At 69.3% G+C, this 17726-nt stretch carries 18 protein-coding genes; 2 read left to right on the top strand and 16 right to left on the bottom strand.

What is annotated here, in order from left to right:
• Window positions 1-170: 170 nt before the first annotated feature.
• A complete protein-coding gene (gene recA, locus AC1MBE_RS15780; protein WP_138769744.1) occupies window positions 171-1220 on the bottom strand; it encodes a recombinase RecA in 1050 nt (349 codons plus the stop codon).
• Window positions 1221-1470: 250 nt separating this feature from the next.
• Entirely contained in the window at window positions 1471-1689 is a 219-nt protein-coding gene (locus tag AC1MBE_RS15775) for a DUF3046 domain-containing protein (protein ID WP_056740635.1), read from the bottom strand.
• A 41-nt stretch (window positions 1690-1730) separates the two neighbouring features.
• Here AC1MBE_RS15775 and AC1MBE_RS15770 point away from each other — a divergent pair, with 41 nt between their 5' ends.
• Window positions 1731-2252 (top strand): MarR family winged helix-turn-helix transcriptional regulator, encoded by a 522-nt coding sequence (locus AC1MBE_RS15770; protein WP_346959777.1) that lies wholly within the window; start codon window positions 1731-1733, stop codon window positions 2250-2252.
• 71 nt (window positions 2253-2323) lie between these two features.
• Here AC1MBE_RS15770 and AC1MBE_RS15765 read toward each other — a convergent pair whose 3' ends face one another.
• The 7 genes from AC1MBE_RS15765 to AC1MBE_RS15735 all read right to left on the bottom strand — a co-directional run bounded on the left by AC1MBE_RS15765 (window position 2324) and on the right by AC1MBE_RS15735 (window position 10552).
• Window positions 2324-2776 (bottom strand): helix-turn-helix domain-containing protein, encoded by a 453-nt coding sequence (locus AC1MBE_RS15765; RefSeq protein WP_479779530.1) that lies wholly within the window; start codon window positions 2774-2776, stop codon window positions 2324-2326.
• A 138-nt stretch (window positions 2777-2914) separates the two neighbouring features.
• Window positions 2915-3445: a CinA family protein gene (locus AC1MBE_RS15760; RefSeq protein WP_479779529.1), complete on the bottom strand. Its 531-nt coding sequence runs from the start codon at window positions 3443-3445 to the stop codon at window positions 2915-2917.
• A complete protein-coding gene (gene pgsA / locus AC1MBE_RS15755; protein WP_479779527.1) occupies window positions 3442-4080 on the bottom strand; it encodes a CDP-diacylglycerol--glycerol-3-phosphate 3-phosphatidyltransferase in 639 nt (212 codons plus the stop codon). Before pgsA ends, AC1MBE_RS15760 begins: the two co-directional genes overlap by 4 nt.
• A gap of 27 nt (window positions 4081-4107) precedes the next feature.
• A complete protein-coding gene (locus tag AC1MBE_RS15750; protein ID WP_479779526.1) occupies window positions 4108-7053 on the bottom strand; it encodes an FtsK/SpoIIIE family DNA translocase in 2946 nt (981 codons plus the stop codon).
• Between the two features lie 249 nt (window positions 7054-7302).
• Entirely contained in the window at window positions 7303-8991 is a 1689-nt protein-coding gene (locus AC1MBE_RS15745) for a ribonuclease J (protein ID WP_479779524.1), read from the bottom strand.
• A gap of 60 nt (window positions 8992-9051) precedes the next feature.
• Window positions 9052-9960, bottom strand: coding sequence for a 4-hydroxy-tetrahydrodipicolinate synthase (gene dapA, locus AC1MBE_RS15740; RefSeq protein ID WP_479779522.1), 909 nt, complete (start codon window positions 9958-9960; stop codon window positions 9052-9054).
• A 58-nt stretch (window positions 9961-10018) separates the two neighbouring features.
• Entirely contained in the window at window positions 10019-10552 is a 534-nt protein-coding gene (locus AC1MBE_RS15735) for a hypothetical protein (RefSeq protein WP_479779521.1), read from the bottom strand.
• 198 nt (window positions 10553-10750) lie between these two features.
• On the opposite strand from AC1MBE_RS15735, the gene AC1MBE_RS15730 reads away from it, so the two are divergent.
• Window positions 10751-11986 carry a heparan-alpha-glucosaminide N-acetyltransferase domain-containing protein gene (locus tag AC1MBE_RS15730; RefSeq protein WP_479779520.1) on the top strand — a complete coding sequence of 412 codons (1236 nt, stop codon included), beginning with the start codon at window positions 10751-10753 and terminating at the stop codon, window positions 11984-11986.
• A 26-nt stretch (window positions 11987-12012) separates the two neighbouring features.
• On the opposite strand, the gene AC1MBE_RS15725 is transcribed toward AC1MBE_RS15730, so the two are convergent.
• The 7 genes from AC1MBE_RS15725 to AC1MBE_RS15695 all read right to left on the bottom strand — a co-directional run bounded on the left by AC1MBE_RS15725 (window position 12013) and on the right by AC1MBE_RS15695 (window position 17649).
• Window positions 12013-12501: a hypothetical protein gene (locus AC1MBE_RS15725; RefSeq protein WP_479779519.1), complete on the bottom strand. Its 489-nt coding sequence runs from the start codon at window positions 12499-12501 to the stop codon at window positions 12013-12015.
• On the bottom strand, window positions 12501-13259 hold the full coding sequence (gene dapB / locus AC1MBE_RS15720; RefSeq protein ID WP_479779517.1) for a 4-hydroxy-tetrahydrodipicolinate reductase: 759 nt from the start codon (window positions 13257-13259) through the stop codon (window positions 12501-12503). The genes AC1MBE_RS15725 and dapB overlap by 1 nt, the downstream gene beginning before the upstream one ends.
• 75 nt (window positions 13260-13334) lie before the next feature.
• Window positions 13335-13811: a molybdenum cofactor biosynthesis protein MoaE gene (locus tag AC1MBE_RS15715; RefSeq protein ID WP_479779515.1), complete on the bottom strand. Its 477-nt coding sequence runs from the start codon at window positions 13809-13811 to the stop codon at window positions 13335-13337.
• Entirely contained in the window at window positions 13801-14313 is a 513-nt protein-coding gene (locus AC1MBE_RS15710; protein WP_479779514.1) for a MogA/MoaB family molybdenum cofactor biosynthesis protein, read from the bottom strand. Before AC1MBE_RS15710 ends, AC1MBE_RS15715 begins: the two co-directional genes overlap by 11 nt.
• Window positions 14310-14825, bottom strand: a complete 516-nt coding sequence (gene moaC, locus AC1MBE_RS15705; RefSeq protein ID WP_479779512.1) for a cyclic pyranopterin monophosphate synthase MoaC — start codon at window positions 14823-14825, stop codon at window positions 14310-14312. The genes AC1MBE_RS15710 and moaC overlap by 4 nt, the downstream gene beginning before the upstream one ends.
• Window positions 14813-16030 carry a molybdopterin molybdotransferase MoeA gene (locus AC1MBE_RS15700; RefSeq protein ID WP_479779510.1) on the bottom strand — a complete coding sequence of 406 codons (1218 nt, stop codon included), beginning with the start codon at window positions 16028-16030 and terminating at the stop codon, window positions 14813-14815. The genes moaC and AC1MBE_RS15700 overlap by 13 nt, the downstream gene beginning before the upstream one ends.
• 26 nt (window positions 16031-16056) lie before the next feature.
• Entirely contained in the window at window positions 16057-17649 is a 1593-nt protein-coding gene (locus AC1MBE_RS15695; protein WP_479782654.1) for a molybdopterin-dependent oxidoreductase, read from the bottom strand.
• Window positions 17650-17726: the final 77 nt, after the last annotated feature.

Below are 17726 nucleotides of genomic sequence, written 5' to 3'. Positions count from 1 at the left end.
CGGCGGGATCAGCGTCGGGGTCCTGCTCCGGCGCTGACCGCGCGGACCGGCCGGGGTAGCCGGGGTCTGCGGGGTCTCCGGGGTCTCCGGGGCCGTCAACGACGCCGGGGCCAGGATTCCGGGACGGGAATCCTGACCCCTTGCGGCCTCGTGCGGCGGAGGCCCGGTTGTTAGAAGCCGTCAACGGCCTTCAGCTTCGGTGATTCCTCCGGGTCCGCTGCCTTGACGCCGACGCCGAGCTTTTCCTTGATCAGGCGCTCGAGTTCGGCGGCGAGTTCCGGGTTGTCGCGCAGGAAGCGGCGGGAATTCTCCATGCCCTGGCCCAGCTGGTCGCCGTCGTAGGTGAACCACGAGCCGGACTTCTTGATCAGGCCGTGCTCGACACCCATGTCGATGATGCCGCCTTCGCGGGAGATGCCCTGGCCGTAGATGATGTCGAATTCGGCGATCTTGAACGGCGGGGCCATCTTGTTCTTGACGATCTTCGCTTTGGTCCGGTTGCCGACGGAGTCAGCACCCTCCTTGAGGGTCTGGATACGGCGGACGTCGATGCGGATCGAGGCGTAGAACTTCAGCGCCTTACCACCGGTGGTGGTTTCCGGGGAACCGAAGAAGACGCCGATCTTTTCGCGCAGCTGGTTGATGAAGATGGCGGTGGTCTTGGTCTGGCTCAGCCGGCCGGTGATCTTACGCAGCGCCTGGCTCATCAGCCGGGCCTGCAGGCCGACGTGGCTGTCGCCCATGTCGCCTTCGATTTCGGCGCGGGGCACCAGGGCGGCGACGGAGTCGATGACGATGACGTCCAGCGAGCCGGAGCCGATCAGCATGTCCATGATTTCGAGCGCCTGCTCGCCGGTGTCCGGCTGGGAAACCAGGAGCGCGTCGGTGTCAACGCCGAGCTTGGCGGCGTACTCGGGGTCGAGGGCGTGCTCGGCGTCGATGAAGGCGGCGATGCCGCCCTGGCGCTGGGCGTTGGCGACGGCGTGGAGTGCGACCGTGGTTTTACCGGAGGATTCAGGGCCGTAAATCTCAACCACGCGGCCGCGGGGCAGGCCGCCAATGCCGAGGGCCACGTCCAGCGCGATGGAGCCGGTCGGGATGACTTCGATGGGCGCGCGGACTTCGTCGCCCAGGCGCATGACGGAGCCTTTGCCGAACTGCTTGTCAATCTGGGCAAGCGCTGCGTCGAGCGCCTTCTGGCGATCCGGGGCTGCGGCCATGATTCACACCTCTAATACTTTCTCGCTGGAGAGTGGCCGTCGCGGCCGTTGTTATGTCATCACTGACGCTAGTGGCGACCACTGACAATGTTGCCGCCGCCGTCGCGTATGTGGAAAACGCTCTGAAAAAAGCATAGCCGGACCCGAACAGATATTCGAACAATCGAACGGCGTGTCAGTCCCCCAATGCCTGCGGCCGGGTGCCGGGCTGCGGCCGAATCCCTGCGGCCTGCTATCAGTGGCCGCACCGTCAGCGGGGTTTGACGTCGCGGCCGAGCCGCCGTTCCGCGGGGACATCCTGGACATCGCAGAGGGCCAGCCAGACCTGTTTGGGCGGCACTCCGGCGGAGAGGGCCTGGTCCGCGGTGCGGCCGCCCACTCCGGCCAACACCAGGGAGCTGCTGAGCACCCGGGAGTATCCCGCGCCGAACTCGTCGTCCATAAGCCGCCAAAAGTCGCTGATTCTCACCGATAAAGTCTCTCACGGGCACGGCCCCTAGAATGGTTGCTATGAGCAACCCACGCGACGCCGCCCCGGATCCGGCGCCAGTCTCCGGGACCGGCGACCCGTCCGCTGAGGAGGCGCTGGCCGCCGTCGAGCGCCAGCTGAGCCTGCTCTGGCGGCGGGCCCGCTCCATGTCGCAGCAGCTGTCCCGGCAGGTGCATCCCGAGATGGAGCCTGCCGCCTACGGGCTGCTGTCCGTGGTCCGGGCCAAGGGGCCCATCCGGCTGACCGAACTGGCCTCCTGCATCGGCGTCGGCAAGCCCTCGGTGAGCCGCCAGATCGCGTTCCTTGAAGGCCTGGGTCTGGTGGCAAAGGAAGCCGACCCGCTGGACGGCCGGGCGCAGGCCATCAGCCTGACGGCCAAGGGCGAGGAGAAGATGCACCTGGTCCAGGATGCGCGGCGCGAGGTCTTCCGCGAACGGCTGGCGGAGTGGCCGGCCGCAGAGCTGGAAGCCTTCGCCGGCTACATGGCGAAGCTCAACGCCACCTACGAACGCGACGGTTTTCCCCGGGACGAGGGCCTCTAGGCCCGTCCCGGACACGGAAAAGGTCCCCGGCGCTGCTGGGGACCAATTCGTTAATCTGAAGTGCCTTGGGCCTAGCGCGCCCCGGAGAGCAGGCCGGTGGCCAGCTCATCGTTCAGGTCGGTGTTGAGCTCACGGTCAAGGTCACGGCCGTAGCGCTGGGCGAATTCCTGGGGGACGGTGTCCGGTACCGCAACCCCCTCGGCCACGGCGACGCGGTCGCTGACTTCACGGAGCATGCTGGACAACGGGACGTCAAGGGCCGAGCAGATCGAGGAGAGCAGCTCCGAGGAGGCTTCCTTCTGGCCGCGTTCCACTTCACTCAGGTAGCCCAGGGATACACGGGCACTGTGCGAGACTTCGCGGAGGGTACGGCCTTGGCGTTGGCGGACATCGCGCAGGACATCACCAATTTCGTGACGAAGTACAACCATCTTGCGCTCCTTCTGTTCGCTCTTTGCCTGATCGGCGAGGCCCACATCCTTCCAGCGGACAACGCCGTTTACGGATACGGGCTGCTTTACCATCTGTATCGCCTTGCTCCCTCGTATGTCTAGTTCGCGGTGGACTGCGAACGTTGTGATGATTTCATCCTAGGCGCCACCCTTATTCCGGGGCGACACAATGTAACAACTATTCGGAATCAACTTTTGTTCCCGGCAACTTTACCCGCGGTAGCTTGTCGTGGACAGGGCTTCGAGCAGGCGTTCCAGGGCGGCACCGCAGGCCAGCGCACGGATCTCCTGGCGGCTCCCGTCGAAGTGGTAGGCGAACGACGTCGCCCCTTCCGCCGTGGCGAGGCCGATGAAGACCGTGCCTACGGTCTTGCCGTCATGCGGCTCCGGGCCGGCCACCCCGGTGGTGGCGACGCCGACGGCGGCACCGCACGCCGCGCGCGCCCCGGAGGCCATGGCCGCGGCGACCTGTCCGTCCACCGAGCCCACGGCGTCGAGGACGTCCGGGGACACGCCCAGGATGTCCGCCTTGACCGTGTTCGCGTAGGCGACCACACCGCCCTGCAGCATGGCGGAGGCGCCGGGGGTGTCGGCCAGCACGGCAGCCACCATCCCGGCGGTGAGCGACTCCGCGGTGGCCACGGTCAGTCCGTGCTCAATGGCGCGCCCCACGGCCTGCTCGGCGAGGCGGTGCAGGTTCGGGTGCAGCCCCGGGTGGATGGTGGGCTGGAGATTGCTCATGGCGTTCCCTCCTGGACCTGCTGTTTCCCGGCCCGGATGCCGCTGGCGCGCAGTTTGAGGGCTTCAATGACATATTCGACGCCGGTCCAGACCGTGATCGCCAGGGCGGCCATCATGACGGCAAAGGCCAGGAACCCGAGCCACGGGGCGATCGAGGCGAGCGGCATCACGTAGAGGAAGATCGCCGCGGTCTGCACCACGGTCTTGAGCTTGCCGCCGCGGGACGCGGGGATGACGCCGTAGCGGATCACGAAGAAGCGGAGCGCCGTGACGCCCCACTCGCGGACCAGGATCAGGACGGTGACCCACCACGGCAGTTCGCCGAGCAGCGAGAGCATGGCCAGTGCGGAGCCGATCAGCAGCTTGTCCGCGATCGGGTCCGCGATTTTGCCGAAGTCGGTGATGAGGCCCCGGCTGCGGGCGATGTCGCCGTCGAGCTTGTCCGTATAGATCGCCACCGCGAAGACGACGACGGCGGCCCAGCGCCAGGGGCCGTTCTGCGCGTCCAGGCCCGGGGCGTCCGCGACGAGGCACCAAACGAAAAAGGGCACCAGCGCGATCCGCAGCATCGTGAGGATGTTGGGCAGGTTCCAGATCCGCGGGGCGGACCCGGCGTTGGTTTCGGCGCTAGTCACCTTCCTAGGCTACCGTCTCGCCGCAGGCTACCGTCCGGTCAGCGACCAGGCGTCCTCCGAGCCGTCCTCGTCGTCCGAACCGCCGTCGGCACCGTCGTGATACTCGATGGACTGGGTGCGGTTGTCGAGGTCGGCGGCCACCAGGTCCTCTGCATAGCCGCCCTGGGCGATGTTGGCGTTGGCGTTGTCGCTGAGCGCGGCCGTCTGCGAATCGGCGGCGACCGGTCCGTCCTGGCCCTTCATGGCCGCCAGCACCGCGGCCAGGTCGTCCGGCTTGACCAGCACGTCGCGGGCCTTGGAGCCTTCGGACGGGCCCACCACTCCCCTGGACTCGAGCAGGTCCATCAGCCGGCCGGCCTTGGCAAAGCCGACCCGCAGTTTGCGCTGCAGCATCGAAGTGGAGCCGAACTGCGTGGTGACCACCAGTTCGGTGGCCTGCAGCAGGACTTCGAGGTCGTCTCCAATGTCGTCGTCGATCTGCTTCTTCTGCGTCTCGGGCGCGACGTCGTCCCGGTAGACGGCCTTGAGCTGGCCCTTGACGTGTTCGACGACCTTGTGGATCTCGGACTCGGTGACCCAGGCGCCCTGGACGCGCATCGCCTTGGAGGCGCCCATCGGCAGGAAGAGCGCGTCGCCCTGGCCGATCAGCTTTTCGGCGCCCGGCTGGTCGAGGACCACGCGGGAGTCGGTCACCGAGGACGTCGCAAACGCCATCCGGGACGGGACGTTGGCCTTGATCAGGCCGGTGACGACGTCGACGGACGGCCGCTGCGTGGCGAGCACCAGGTGGATACCGGCCGCGCGGGCCAGCTGGGTGATGCGGACGATCGAGTCTTCGACGTCGCGCGGGGCCACCATCATGAGGTCGGCGAGTTCGTCCACGATCACCAGCAGGTACGGGTACGGGCGGATGACGCGCTTGGAATCGACGGGCGGGTGGACCTTGCCGGCCCGGACGGCCTTGTTGAAGTCGTCAATGTGCTTGAAACCGTAGTTCGCGAGGTCGTCGTAGCGGGCGTCCATTTCGCGGACCACCCACTGCAGTGCCTCGGCGGCCTTTTTGGGGTTGGTGATGATCGGGGTGATCAGGTGCGGGACGCCTTCGTAGGCGGTCAGCTCCACCCGCTTGGGGTCCACCATGACCATCCGGACCTCGTCCGGGGTGGCGCGCATCAGGATCGAGGTGATCATCGAGTTCACGAAGGACGACTTGCCGGCGCCGGTGGCGCCGGCCACGAGCAGGTGCGGCATCTTGGCGAGGTTGGCCACGACGTAGCCGCCTTCGACGTCCTTGCCCACGCCCATGACCATGGGGTGGTCGGTGCGGCGGGCGTTCTGGCTGCGCAGCACGTCCCCCAGCGAGACGGTTTCGCGGTCCGTGTTGGGGATCTCGATGCCGATGGCCGACTTGCCCGGGATGGGGCTCAGGATGCGCACATCGGAGCTCGCGACGGCGTAGGAGATGTTCTTGGACAGGGCGGTGACACGTTCCACCTTGGTCCCCGGCGACAGCTCGATCTCGTAGCGGGTCACGGTGGGCCCGCGGCTGAACCCGGTGACCTGCGCGTCCACGTTGAACTGGGTCAGCGTCTCGGTCAGCGAGGCAACGATCGCGTCATTGGCCTCGGTGCGTTCCTTGGGGATGGAGCCGGGGGTGAGCATGTCCGAGGACGGCAGCGTGTAGGTGACGTCGCCGGCGAGAGACAGCTGTTCGGTGCGTTGCGGGATCGGCGTGGGCAGCGGTGCGGGCGCAACTGGGTTGGCGGGGACCTTGGGGGCGGCCGCGCCGGTGCCGGCACCCGGGGACGGGTTCAGCGACCCGGCGGCGACCATGCCCGGGGTGATGAGCGGGATCGCCTCGGTGGCGTTCTCCGCCGCGGCCCCGGCCGTGCTGCTGCCCAGGCCTTGGGCGGCCTTGATCTTCTCGACGGCGATTTCGGCCTGTGTGGGCCGCCGTACGCCGGGCGCCACGGCCTTGGAACCTTTGCCGGCCCCCCTGGTGCTCGCAGCGCTGGCGGCTGTTTCGTCATCGTCGTCGACGACGGCGTGCTCGAAGGCCTCGTCGCCGACGTAGCCTTCGAGCCGGGCGTCGGCGTCGTCGTCCTTGCCGAAGAGGCGCTTTCGCTTCTTCTTGGGCGCGGGGGTGTCATTTTCGTACAGGTAGCTGCGGTCGTGGGAGTCGTGGCCGGCCTGGGTTTCATGGTCCTGCAGGTCGATGCCCATCAGGTGCTCGTAGGCGCCGCGCAGCCGGGACGGGATCGCGCCGAAGGGGGTGGCCGTGACGATGAGCAGCGAGGTGAAGGCCAGGAGGCTGTAGAGGGCGATCGGAACGGCGGCGTGGATGGTGGCCAGCGGCGCGGCAGCGAGGTAGCCGAGCATGCCGCCGGCGCGGCGGAGCCCGTCGAATCCGTCGGCGACTGTGGGCTGGCCGCCGATGATGTGGGCCAGCCCGGAGCCGGCGAAAGTCATGATCAGGAAACCGATGCCGATGCGGTTGTTGCCGCGGCCGTCCCACGGCTGGCGGAACAGCCGGAAGGCGCAGACGAACAGGATGAGCGGCAGCAGCAGGGACATCCAGCCGAAGGTGCCGTTGACGATTGCGAAGACCATGTCCGGGAACCAGCCCTGGAAGCCCCACCAGGCGAAGGTGGCGATGAAGACGCCGAGCGCGAGGTTGAACAGGGCAGCTCCGTCGCGGCGGTCCGCCGGGTCGAGGTCACTGACGTCATGGCCGATCCGGCGGACGCCGGCGCCCACCACATGGCCGATGCCCAGCCACGCGCCGGCCACCACCCGCACCAGCCAGGGCTGCCGGGGTTCGACGGCGGGCAACTGGCGGGTGCGCGCGGTTCCCGGGGAACGGCCGGTCTTGGACGCAGCTGCGCCGGAGCCCCTGCCTGAAGAGCTGCCGGTGTTGCCCTTGGAGTTGCCGCTTGAGTTGCCTCTAGGCGCGGAGGAGGTGCGTGTCGCCATACCCGCAACGGTACCCGACGCCGGGCCGAAAACCGCGGATTTCCGGGCCGGGCGGGGATCATGTTGGGCGGCGGAGGCCGCCCGCGTACGGTGTGGGCGGCCGCATTCGAGCTATTTGGGGGCGTCTTTTCAGGAACGGAAACGGCCTCCCCCGCCGGCCGCCGCCTGGAGGCGGTGCCGGCGCGGAAGGCCGTTTCAGTGCAGCTGTGGTGCTGGTTCGTGACCGGGCGTGCTGCCCTGGCGCTGGGCCTAGGCTTCCAGGACCACCGGGATGATCATGGGCTTGCGGCGCAGCTTGCGGTTGACCCAGGTACCGACGACGCGGCGGACAACCTGCTGGAGCTGCTGCGAGGTGTGGTCCCGGTTCTGCACGGCTTCCTCGAGCGCGGCGTTGATCTTGGGGATGATCTCGTCGAAGACCGAATCGTCCTCGGCCACGCCGCGGGCGTGGATTTCCGGCCCGGAGACCACCTTGCCGGTGGCGCGGTGGATGACCGTGATGATCGAGATGAAACCCTCGTCGCCAAGGGTCTGGCGGTCCTTGAGGTCGGCTTCGGTGACTTCGCCGACGCTGGAGCCGTCCACATAGACAAACCCGACCTCGACCTGGCCCACAACGTCGGCCTGGTGATCGCGGAGGTCGATGACGGTGCCGTTGTCCGCCAGCAGGATGCTCTCCTCGGGGACGCCCGATTCGAGGGCGATCTTGCCGTTGGCGATCAGGTGGCGCGTCTCGCCGTGCACCGGCATCGCGTTGAGCGGCTCGAGGATGTTGTAGCAGTAAAGGAGCTCGCCGGCGGCCGCGTGGCCGGAGACGTGGACCTTGGCGTTGCCCTTGTGGATGACGTCGGCGCCGAGCTTGAGAAGGCCGTTGATAATGCGGTAGACGGCGTTTTCGTTGCCCGGGATCAGGCTGGAGGCAAGGATGACGGTGTCTCCCTGGCCGACGACGACGCGGTGATCGCCGTTTGCCATCCGGGACAGTGCAGCCATCGGTTCGCCCTGGGAGCCGGTGGACATCAGGACCACGCGGTTGTCCGGCAGGTTGTCGATGTTCTTGATGTCAACCAGGATGCCCGCCGGGACCTCGAGGTAGCCGAGCTTCTCAGCGATGGCCATGTTCCGGACCATCGAGCGGCCGACGAAGGCCACCTTACGGTTGTGGTTTGCGGCGGCGTCGAGGACCTGCTGGACGCGGTGCACGTGCGAGGAGAACGAGGCCACGATGATGCGCTTGGACGCCTGGCCGAAGAGCCGGTCCAGGGTGGGGCCGATCTCCTTTTCCGCGGTGGTGAAGCCGGGGACGTCCGCGTTCGTGGAGTCGGACATGAACAAATCCACACCCTCTTCGCCGAGCTTGGCGAAGTGGCGAAGGTCGGTGATCCGCCCGTCGAGGGGAAGCTGGTCCATCTTGAAGTCACCGGTGTGCAGCACGGTCCCGCCGGAGGTGCGCAGGAACACGGCGAGGGCGTCCGGGATCGAGTGGTTGACGGCCACGAATTCGCATTCGAAGGGGCCGAGCTTCTGGACCTGGCCCTCACTCACAATCTGGGTGTTCGGCTTGATCCGGTGTTCCTGGAGCTTCGCTTCGATCAGTGCCAGCGTCAGCTGGGAGCCGACGATGGGGATGTCGTTGCGCAGACGCAGCAGGTACGGGACGGCACCGATGTGGTCCTCGTGGCCGTGCGTGAGGATGACGGCGACGATGTCGTCCATACGGTTTTCGATGTAGGAGAAATCGGGCAGGATCAGGTCGACGCCGGGCTGGGTTTCCTCCGGGAAGAGGACGCCGCAGTCAACGATGAGCAGCTTGCCGTCGATTTCGAAGACCGTCATGTTGCGGCCGATCTCCCCGAGGCCGCCGAGCGGGACGATCCGCAAGGTGTTCTTGGGCAGTTTCGGCGGCGTGACAAGGCCGGGGAGGGCGGTTTGGGTCATAGTTCACTACTTTCCAGGCGAAGCAGAAGGGGCGTCTTTCGATCAGGCAATGCAGCCGGATCAGGAGAAGACGAGCCCCGCTTCCGCCAAATCCTCGCGGATAGTTTCGATCTCGGCTTCGCCCGGCTCCACGAGAGGCAAACGGACAACCGAGTTGGACAGGATGCCCTGCCACTTAAGAACTTGCTTTGCAGCAACAGCACCCTGGATATGGGTCATCACTGCACGGACCACCGGGTCCAGTTCGAAATGTATGGTGCGGGCGGTGGCAAAATCGCCTGCAAGTGCGGCATCGATCATCGCACGGTATTGCTTGCTGGCCACGTGCGCCGAGACGCTGACCAGCCCGACGGCCCCGGCCGCCATCCACGGCAGGGTCAGTCCGTCGTCCCCGGAATAGACATCCAGGTCGGTGTTCGCCATGACGCGGGTGACGGCGGCGAAGTCTGCCTTGGCGTCCTTGAGGGCGATCACGCGGGGGTGGTCCGCGAGCCGGATCATGGTTTCGGGCAGGATCGGGACACCGGCACGGCCGGGGATGTCGTAGACCATAACGGGCAGGTCCGCGGCGTCGGCAACGGCTTCGATGTGGGCCTGGATCCCGGCCTGGCTCGGCTTGTTGTAGTACGGGGTGACGATCAGCTGGCCGTGGGCGCCTGCCTTGGCGGCGCGCCTGGCCATCTCGATCGAGTGCGAGGTGTGGTTGGTGCCGGTCCCCGCGATGACCTTGGCCCGGTCCCCAACGGCCTCGACGATCACACGGAAAAGCTTTTCCTTTTCGTCGTCTTCCAGCGTGGACGTTTCACCGGTGGTGCCGGAGATAACGAGGGCGTCGTTGCCGTCGTCGACGAGCTTGTTGGCCAGCTCTGCGGACTGCTGATAGTCGACCTCACCGTCGTTGGTGAACGGAGTGACCATGGCGGTCACAAGGGTTCCAAACGTGTAAGAGCGAATGTCAGAGTCAGCCATAGGAAAAACGTTACCCTGTCCCCGGCTTGTTAGGACAATGGCGAGGCAGTGACGCGCGTCAAATTCGGCCCTCCCGCGTGGTGTCGGCCGGCGCTCCGGGGGCGGCCGACGGCCCGGCACAGTAGCGGCCCAGGGCGTCCTCGCGCAACCCCTCCGCCCAGGCGGACAGCCGCTGCGCCGCCCGTACGTAGTGGAACAGCTCGGTGGGGGTGAGCGCCTCGAGGTCGGTCTCCGCGAGCCTGCGGGCCAACTCGGCGCCGGGCGCCTGCGCAGACAGTGAGGTGCCCTCCTGGTGCCATTGGACGTCCTCCGCCGACTCTCCGGCGACCAGCCGTCGGAAGAGGAAGTCAACCACACCCGGGCTCATGGCCTTGAGGACACCGGCCGGGTTGAGCGCGGCGGCCGCCCCGCCGACTGCCCTTCCCGTCGGCGGGCCGGCGGGGTGGCCGGCCGCGTGGCCGGCGGCGGGGCTGGCTGCCCTACCCGCGGTGGGGCCGGCTGCAGGGCCGGCAGCAGTGCCGGCCTGCCGGCCGACGGCCCTGCCGGCAGGGATGGAAGAAGCGGCTCGGGCCGGCTTCGATGCGTTGTTCATGCCGCCCATGTTATTCGAACATATATTCGAACACAAGGCTTTGGACCGGTGCTGTGGACACGACGGGGACAGACCGGCAACACAACGGCGACCCGACACGGGACACCGCGGCGGGCGCCGGGAGGAGCTCACAGCCACCCCGGTCGGCACCCAGCCCGGGGGCGGGCCGGGTCCGGCCGGACGTGAGACGATCGGAGAATGACCTCGCGCGGTATGGCAACGACTTCAAGGACCGCCAGGGCCAAGGCGGCGGCGCCCCGGCTGACCGGCGTCGACGCGGCCCGCGGGCTGGCGCTGCTGGGCATGATGGCAACCCATGTGCTCCCGACATTTGGATCCGACGCGCAGCTCACCCCCACCTGGGTCGGGCTGGCCTTTTCCGGCCGCGCGGCCGCACTCTTTGCCGTGCTTGCGGGGATCGGCCTGGCGCTGTCGACCGGGAAGGAGCGGCCGCTGGAGGGTCCGGAATTATGGGCGGCCCGCCGGGGCATCGCCCTCCGGGCACTGGTGGTGGCCGCGGTGGGCCTCACCCTCGGCGGCCTGGAAGTCAACATCGCGGTCATCCTGGTCCACTACGCCATATTGTTCCTTTGTGTACTGCCCTTCCTGGGTCTGCCCGCGAAACGCCTCTGGGGACTGGCGGCGGCGTGGCTGCTGGCAACCCCGGTCCTCGCCTACCTCCTGCGGCCGTGGCTGCTGGCGGCGGAGCCGCCGCTCCGGCTCGGCCACAACCCCGGCTGGGAGGACCTGACCACGCCGGCCCGGCTGCTCGGCGACGTGTTCCTGACCGGTTACTACCCGGTGCTGCAGTGGCTCGCCTACCTGCTCATCGGCCTGGCAATCGGCCGGCTGGCGCTGTCCACGGCGGCTGTTCCGTTGCTGTTGCTGGCCGCCGGAAGCAGTGCCGCGGTGCTCGCCAAATGGCTGAGCCTGGTGCTGATGGAGGACTGGGGCGGCCGGGCAGCGCTGCACGAGCAGCTGGGCGACCCGGCGTACCCGCTGGCGAGCCTGCTGCAGGTAAACCTCGCGGGCATCGACCAGTCCGGTTCCGCGTGGTGGCTGGCCTCAAGCGCCCCGCATTCGGGCACTACGCTGGACCTGTTGCACACCTCGGGGGTCGCGGCCGCGGTGGTGGGCCTCTGCCTGCTGCTGGGGCGGCTCGCCGACTGGGTGCAGCTGGATCTACTGCTCCCGTTGCGCGGCGCCGGTTCGCTGACCCTGAGCCTGTACACGGCGCACGTGTGGCTGATGGCGTCCCTGTACGGCCGCCCGCTCCCCGCCGGCTGGAGCGTGGAAGGCGTGTACTGGGCGCAGGCGATAGCCGCGCTGGTCATTGGCGGCGTCTTCGCGGCGCTGTCCTGGCGCGGGCCGCTGGAGTGGGTAGGCCACGGCGCCAACCAGCTGGGCCGCGGCCGGCGGTCCCGAAACCGCTAAACGAGGAACCGCTAAACGACGAACCGCTAGGCGCCGGCGTCGGGCGAACCGGCGCGGAACAGGCGGACGGCGTCGCGCATGGAGGCGCGGGCGCGCTTGCGGTCCCCGGCGGCGTCGTACGCGCAGCTGAGCCGGAACCAGGAGCGCCAGTCCCCGGGGGCGGCCTCGGCTTCCGCCCGGTATTTCTCGAATTCCAGATCGGCGGCCTCGCGGATGATCCGGCCGGCGGGCGTGCGCGGCAGGGTGTCCTCGGGCAGCCCGCCTTCGGCTTCCAGGATCTTCGCCAGCTGCTCGGTCCGGGCGCCGAACAGCAGTTCCCGCACCAGCGCCCAGGCCCCCACCACCGGCAGTACCAGGTAGGCCAGGCCAAGGGCTTTGGCCACCGGGTTGGGATCGGAGAGCAGCAGCACCGAACGCTGCAGGGACACCACCAGGTAGAACACCAGCAGCAGCGTCACCGCGCCCACCCAGATCTTGGTGCGGTTGGCCTTGAAGGCAGCCAGGACGCTGGCCATCAGAGGCCCAGGTCCAGGTAGCCGTCCAGGCCCACGGTGAGTCCGGGATGCGCCGCGACGTTGCGCACGCCCAGCAGCACGCCGGGCATAAAGGAGGCGCGGTCGAAGGAATCGTGGCGGAAGGTCAGCTGCTCCCCCGGCCCGCCCAGCAGGACCTCCTGGTGCGCCACGAGGCCGCGGAGCCGGACGCTGTGGACGCGGACGCCGTCGACCTCGCAGCCGCGCGCTCCGGGGCGCTCGCTGGTGGTGGCATCCGGGCTGGCCGCGACGCCGGCGCCGGCCCGTTCCGCGGCGATCAGCTGGGCGGTCCGCACGGCGGTGCCGGAGGGAGCGTCGACCTTGTCCGGGTGGTGCAGCTCGATGATTTCGACCGATTCGAAGTAGCGGGACGCTTTCGCGGCAAAGGCGGAGGCCAGGACCGAGCCGAGGGCGAAGTTGGGGGCGATGAGGACGCCGACGCCGGGCTGGCCGGCGAGGTGCGCCTCAAGCCGTTCCAGCCGGTCCGCGTCCCAGCCGGTGGTGCCGACGACGGCGTGCATGCCGTGTTCGACGGCGAAGCGGACGTTCGCTTCGGTGCTTTCGGGCACCGTCAGGTCCACGACGATGCGGGCGCCGGAGTCCACCAGGGTATCGAGGGAATCGCCCCGGCCCAGGGCCGCGACGAGCTTCAGGTCTTTGGCGGCTTCCACGGCTTTGACGGCCTCGGCGCCCATGCGCCCGTTAGCGCCCAGGACGGCGACGGCGAGTTGTTCGGTCATGGCACCAACCCTACCGCCGGGGCGCTTCCCGGCTGGAACCGGGACCCTTGCGTTACCCTGCCCGCGGGGCAGTGACTACTCCCCCGCGCCGACCCACTCGACGGTTCCGTCGGTGAAGAATTGTTCCTTCCAGATCGGCACCTGCTCCTTGATCCGGTCCACCAGCTCGGAGCACACCGAAAAGGCCTGCCCGCGGTGCGCCGCCGAAACCGCGCAGACCAGGGCGGGATCGCCGATCTCCAGCGGCCCGGTGCGGTGCGCGGCCCAGATCCGCACCGGCTGTACCGGCTGGTCCGGCCCGTCCGCCCCGGCCGCCGAGTGCTCGGCGACGAGCTGCGCGACGACGTCGGCCAGCACCTGGTGCGCCGTGGGATGCGCGCTGTAGCTGAGCCGTTGCACCGGTTTGCCGCCGTCGTGGTTGCGGACGACGCCGCTGAAGCTCACCACGGCGCCGGCGGTGTCGGATTCGACCGCGGCGATGGCCTGGTCCACCGAGATGGGCTCGGCGCTGAGGACAGCGTGCACGACTTCGAAGCCTGATTCAGTGTCCATGGCTGCCTTCCAGCTGGTCGCAGAGGTGTCCGATGATCGGGTCCAGCACGCCCAGGCCGTCCATGACGCCTTTCGGGGAGCCAGGGAGGTTGACGATGAAGGTGCTGCCGGCGGCGCCGGCGTGGCCGCGGCTCAGCATCGCCGTCGGGGTCTTGGCCGTGCCCGCGCTGCGCAGGCCTTCCATGATGCCGGGGATTTCGCGGTCCAGCAGCGGCAGCGTCTGCTCGGGGGTGGCGTCGGTGGGGCTGAGGCCGGTGCCGCCGCTGGTGATGATGACGGCGGGGTGCTGGGTCAGCAGCGCACGCAGGGCGGCGCCGACGGGCTCGCCGTCGGGAACCACCAGGGCCGGGAACGGCTCGAAACCGTGCTCGGTCAGCCAGTCGGCGATGACGGGACCGGTGAGGTCTTCATAGACCCCGGCCGCGGCGCGGGTGGAGGCGATCACGATGCCGGCCTTCCGGCCGGTGGCGTCGCCGTGGCGGTGCGGTTCGGGGGTGCTCACAGTGTCCAGTCCCCGCTCTTGCCGCCGCTTTTGGCCAGCACTTTGATGTCGGTCAGGACCGCGTGCTTGTCCACGGCCTTGATCATGTCGTACACACTCAGGGCCGCGACGGAAGCCGCGGTGAGCGCCTCCATCTCCACCCCGGTCACGCCGCGGGTCTTGACCGTGGCGAAGACGGTCACGGACTCGGCGTCGAGCTCGAAGTCGACGGTGACCTTGGTGATCGGCAGCGGGTGGCAGAGCGGAATGAGGTCCGGTGTTTTCTTTGCGGCCAGGATCCCGGCGACCCGCGCGACGGCCAGCGCATCGCCCTTGGGCAGTTCTCCGGCGCCGAGCAGGGCCAGGACCTCGGCGGTGCTGTTCACGGTGGCGGTGGCGGTGGCTTCCCGCGTGGTCTCGGCCTTGTTGGACACGTCGACCATCTGGGCAGTGCCGTCCTGCCGGAGATGGGTCAGCACGGGCTTGTCCGGGTGCTCTGGTGTGTTGTTCTCTGCTGCGTTCACAGGATCCATACTTCCACCTCGTCGCCCCCGGCGAGCGCCGCCGTTCCCACCGGGACGTGCACCAGGGCGTTTGAGTGCGCCAGGGCGTGCATCAGGTGTGATCCGGCGCCGCCTTCCAGCCGGACGGTGCCGTCCGGGCCGAGCGTGCCGCGCCGGACCTGGTGTTTGGCTTCCGGGGAGGCCAGGGCTTCGGCCAGCCGGGCGCGAATCACGGTGCGCGGCGCCGGCGAACCGAACAGGTCCGCCAGCACGGGCCTGAGGAACATTTCGAAGGAGATGAGGCAGCTGACCGGGTTGCCGGGGAAGCCGAGGACCGGGATGCCGTCGAAGGTGCCGAGGCCCTGCGGGCCGCCCGGCTGCATGGCCACGGGGCCGAACTCGACGTCGTGGTTCGCCAGTGCCTGCCGGACCACCTCGTAGGCGCCCTTGCTGACTCCCCCGGTGGTGACGATCAGGTCCACGTCGGGTGCGTGGCGGCGCAGCAGCGCCTCCAGCTCTCCGGGGTTGTCGGCGGAGATGCCGGCGCGGGTGACGCGGAGGCCTGCCTGGCGCAGGGCGGAGTCGAGCAGGGCGCCGTTGGCGTCGTAGATCTTGCCGGGCTGCAGCGGGCTGCCGGGTTCCACCACCTCGTCCCCGGTGGTGACCAACAGGACCCTCGGCACGGCGTGCACCGGCACCTGGCTCAGGCCCAGCCCGGCCAGCAGCCCCAGCTGGCCGGGGCCCAGGAAGGTGCCGGCGGCCAGGGCGGTTTCCCCGGCGGCAATGTCGCTGCCGGCCTCCCGCACGTAGTTCCCCGCCGGGGCGGCGGGCAGCCGGACGGTGGCCGGCGCCCCCGGGGCGGGGAAGGAATCGGGGACGGCCTGTTCAATGGGGACGACGGCGTCGGCCCCGGCCGGGATCATGGCGCCGGTCATGATGGGCGCGGCGGTGCCGGGGGCCAGTTCGGCGGGCTCGGCACCGGCCGGAACGGGCGCGGCGACCCGGAGTTCGGCGCCGCCGTCGGGCACCTCGGCGCTGCGGATCGCGAAGCCGTCCATCTGCGAGTTGGCAAACGGCGGAAGGTCCATCGGGGCCACGACGTCGGCGGCCAGTCCGCGGCCCAGGGCGTCCCCGAGCGCCACCGTGTCGATGCGGGCGGCAAGCGGTGCCAGCAGGGCGCGGACCTTGTCCCGGTGCGCTTCCACGGTGGCGGGCCTGTTCGCGGTGCGGTGCATGGGTTCTTGACCTTCGGCTCGGCGGGCTAGGACTTCACGTCCACTGTAACCGTGTGGTAGCCGGTGGCCCCGCTGGGCGCCGCCGGGGCGCGGTCCTCCACTTGCGGGACTCCGGCAAGATCGGTAGCCCGGACCTGCACCTCGTGCTGTCCCGGGTCCAGCGGCAGGGTGATCCTCCATTGCCGCCAGGTGTCCGTGGAGATCGCCGGTGCCAGCTCGGCCTGTTTCCAGTCGCCGCGGTTCACGCGCACTTCCACCGTGCCGATGCCGCGGTGCTGGGCCCAGGCCACGCCGCCGAAGGCCACCGGCCACGCGTTCACGCTCCGGCCGGCACGCGGCACGTCGATCCGCGACGACGTCTTGATCGGTCCGCGCTCGCTCCAGCCCCGCGGTGTCCAGTAGGCGACGTCGGCGGCGAACCGGGTGACCTTCAGTTCGGTGACCCATTTGGTCGCCGAGACGTAGCCGTAAAGCCCTGGCACAACGAGCCGGACGGGAAAACCATGCTCGAGCGGCAGCGGCTCCCCGTTCATGCCCACCGCCAGCAGGGCGTCGCGGGTGTCCGTGAGCACCTCCAGCGGTGTCCCTGCGGTCCAACCGTCGGCGCTGCGCGAGAGCACCATGTCCGCTCCCGGTTGCGGGCCGGCCTGGGCCAGCAGTTCGCGGACCGGCCAGCCGAGCCAGCGGGCGTTGCCGATCAGGTCGCCGCCCACCTCGTTGGAGACGCAGGCGATGGTGATGTACCGCTCGGTGAGGGGCTTGGCCAGCAGGGCGTCGAAGTCGAGTTCGAGCTCGCGGTCCACCAGGCCGGTGACCTTGAGCCGCCATTCGCGGGGATCCACCAGCGGGACACGCAGGGCGGTGTCGATCCGGTAGAAGTCCTTGTTCGGGGTGACCAGGGGGTCCAGGCCCGCCAGGGACAGCTCGGCCCCGGCGGGTATCGCCGGGGCGCGCGAGGCCGGCACGGGCAACGCGAGCTTGTTGCGCAGCCCGGTAACGGCCGCGGCGGCGCCGCGCAGGATGGACGCAAGGACCCCGCCGGCGGCGGCGATGACCGTGGTCACCGCCAGGGCCTGCAGGAAGGCGCGGCGGGCGGGGCGGGGCGCGGGTTGGCCCTCGGGGTCCCTGTCCGCGGGTGCCTGGCCGGCGGGTGCCGGCGCGGCGGCCGGCTGGCCGGCGGGTGCCTGGCCGGCGTCGGACCACTCGGTGAGCCGGCGGACCAGCCAGCGCAGCAGCACCATGCCCAAGGCGGCGGCCAGCAGCGGCCCTGGGACGGCGGTGATACCCGCCTCGGCCCGGGTCAGCACGGCCGCGACTCCCACCAGCCCGAAGACGGCGATCACGGCCAGTCCGGCGAAGCGGCGGCGCCATTCGAGCACTCCGGACAGTGCGGCCAGCGCCGCGATCACCAGCGCCATCCCGCCGAGCAGGGCCAGTTTGTCCGCCGTGCCGAAAAGCGAAATCGCCCAGTCTTTGACGCCCGGAGGGACGGCGTCGATCACCGCGCCGCCGACGGCCGTCACCGGCGAGACCGAAGGACTCAGCAGCCCGGCAGCCAGTTCGCCGACGGCGACGCCGGCACCCACCGCCACCACGCCGGCCGCGGCAGCCCACCGCACCGGGCGCCGCGGAACGGGCAGCGGTGGTCCGCCGGTAGCCGCTGCCGGAGCGGCCGGAGACGTGTTCACGCCTCCAG

The sequence above is a fragment of the Arthrobacter sp. BG5 genome (genome assembly GCF_056680155.1).
Note: the sequence above shows the minus strand (reverse complement) of the source record. Positions and strands in the feature narration are given on the sequence as shown.

Excerpts from the sequence above, each read along its gene's own strand:
- recA (WP_138769744.1), bottom strand. The coding sequence starts at position 1,220 with ATGGCCGCAGCCCCGGATCGCCAGAAGGCGCTCGACGCAGCGCTTGCC.
- AC1MBE_RS15770 (WP_346959777.1), top strand. The coding sequence starts at position 1,731 with ATGAGCAACCCACGCGACGCCGCCCCGGATCCGGCGCCAGTCTCCGGG.
- AC1MBE_RS15765 (WP_479779530.1), bottom strand. The coding sequence starts at position 2,776 with ATGGTAAAGCAGCCCGTATCCGTAAACGGCGTTGTCCGCTGGAAGGAT.
- AC1MBE_RS15760 (WP_479779529.1), bottom strand. The coding sequence starts at position 3,445 with ATGAGCAATCTCCAGCCCACCATCCACCCGGGGCTGCACCCGAACCTG.
- AC1MBE_RS15750 (WP_479779526.1), bottom strand. The coding sequence starts at position 7,053 with ATGGCGACACGCACCTCCTCCGCGCCTAGAGGCAACTCAAGCGGCAAC.
- AC1MBE_RS15745 (WP_479779524.1), bottom strand. The coding sequence starts at position 8,991 with ATGACCCAAACCGCCCTCCCCGGCCTTGTCACGCCGCCGAAACTGCCC.
- dapA (WP_479779522.1), bottom strand. The coding sequence starts at position 9,960 with ATGGCTGACTCTGACATTCGCTCTTACACGTTTGGAACCCTTGTGACC.
- AC1MBE_RS15735 (WP_479779521.1), bottom strand. The coding sequence starts at position 10,552 with ATGAACAACGCATCGAAGCCGGCCCGAGCCGCTTCTTCCATCCCTGCC.
- AC1MBE_RS15730 (WP_479779520.1), top strand. The coding sequence starts at position 10,751 with ATGACCTCGCGCGGTATGGCAACGACTTCAAGGACCGCCAGGGCCAAG.
- AC1MBE_RS15725 (WP_479779519.1), bottom strand. The coding sequence starts at position 12,501 with ATGGCCAGCGTCCTGGCTGCCTTCAAGGCCAACCGCACCAAGATCTGG.
- dapB (WP_479779517.1), bottom strand. The coding sequence starts at position 13,259 with ATGACCGAACAACTCGCCGTCGCCGTCCTGGGCGCTAACGGGCGCATG.
- AC1MBE_RS15715 (WP_479779515.1), bottom strand. The coding sequence starts at position 13,811 with ATGGACACTGAATCAGGCTTCGAAGTCGTGCACGCTGTCCTCAGCGCC.
- moaC (WP_479779512.1), bottom strand. The coding sequence starts at position 14,825 with ATGGATCCTGTGAACGCAGCAGAGAACAACACACCAGAGCACCCGGAC.
- AC1MBE_RS15700 (WP_479779510.1), bottom strand. The coding sequence starts at position 16,030 with ATGCACCGCACCGCGAACAGGCCCGCCACCGTGGAAGCGCACCGGGAC.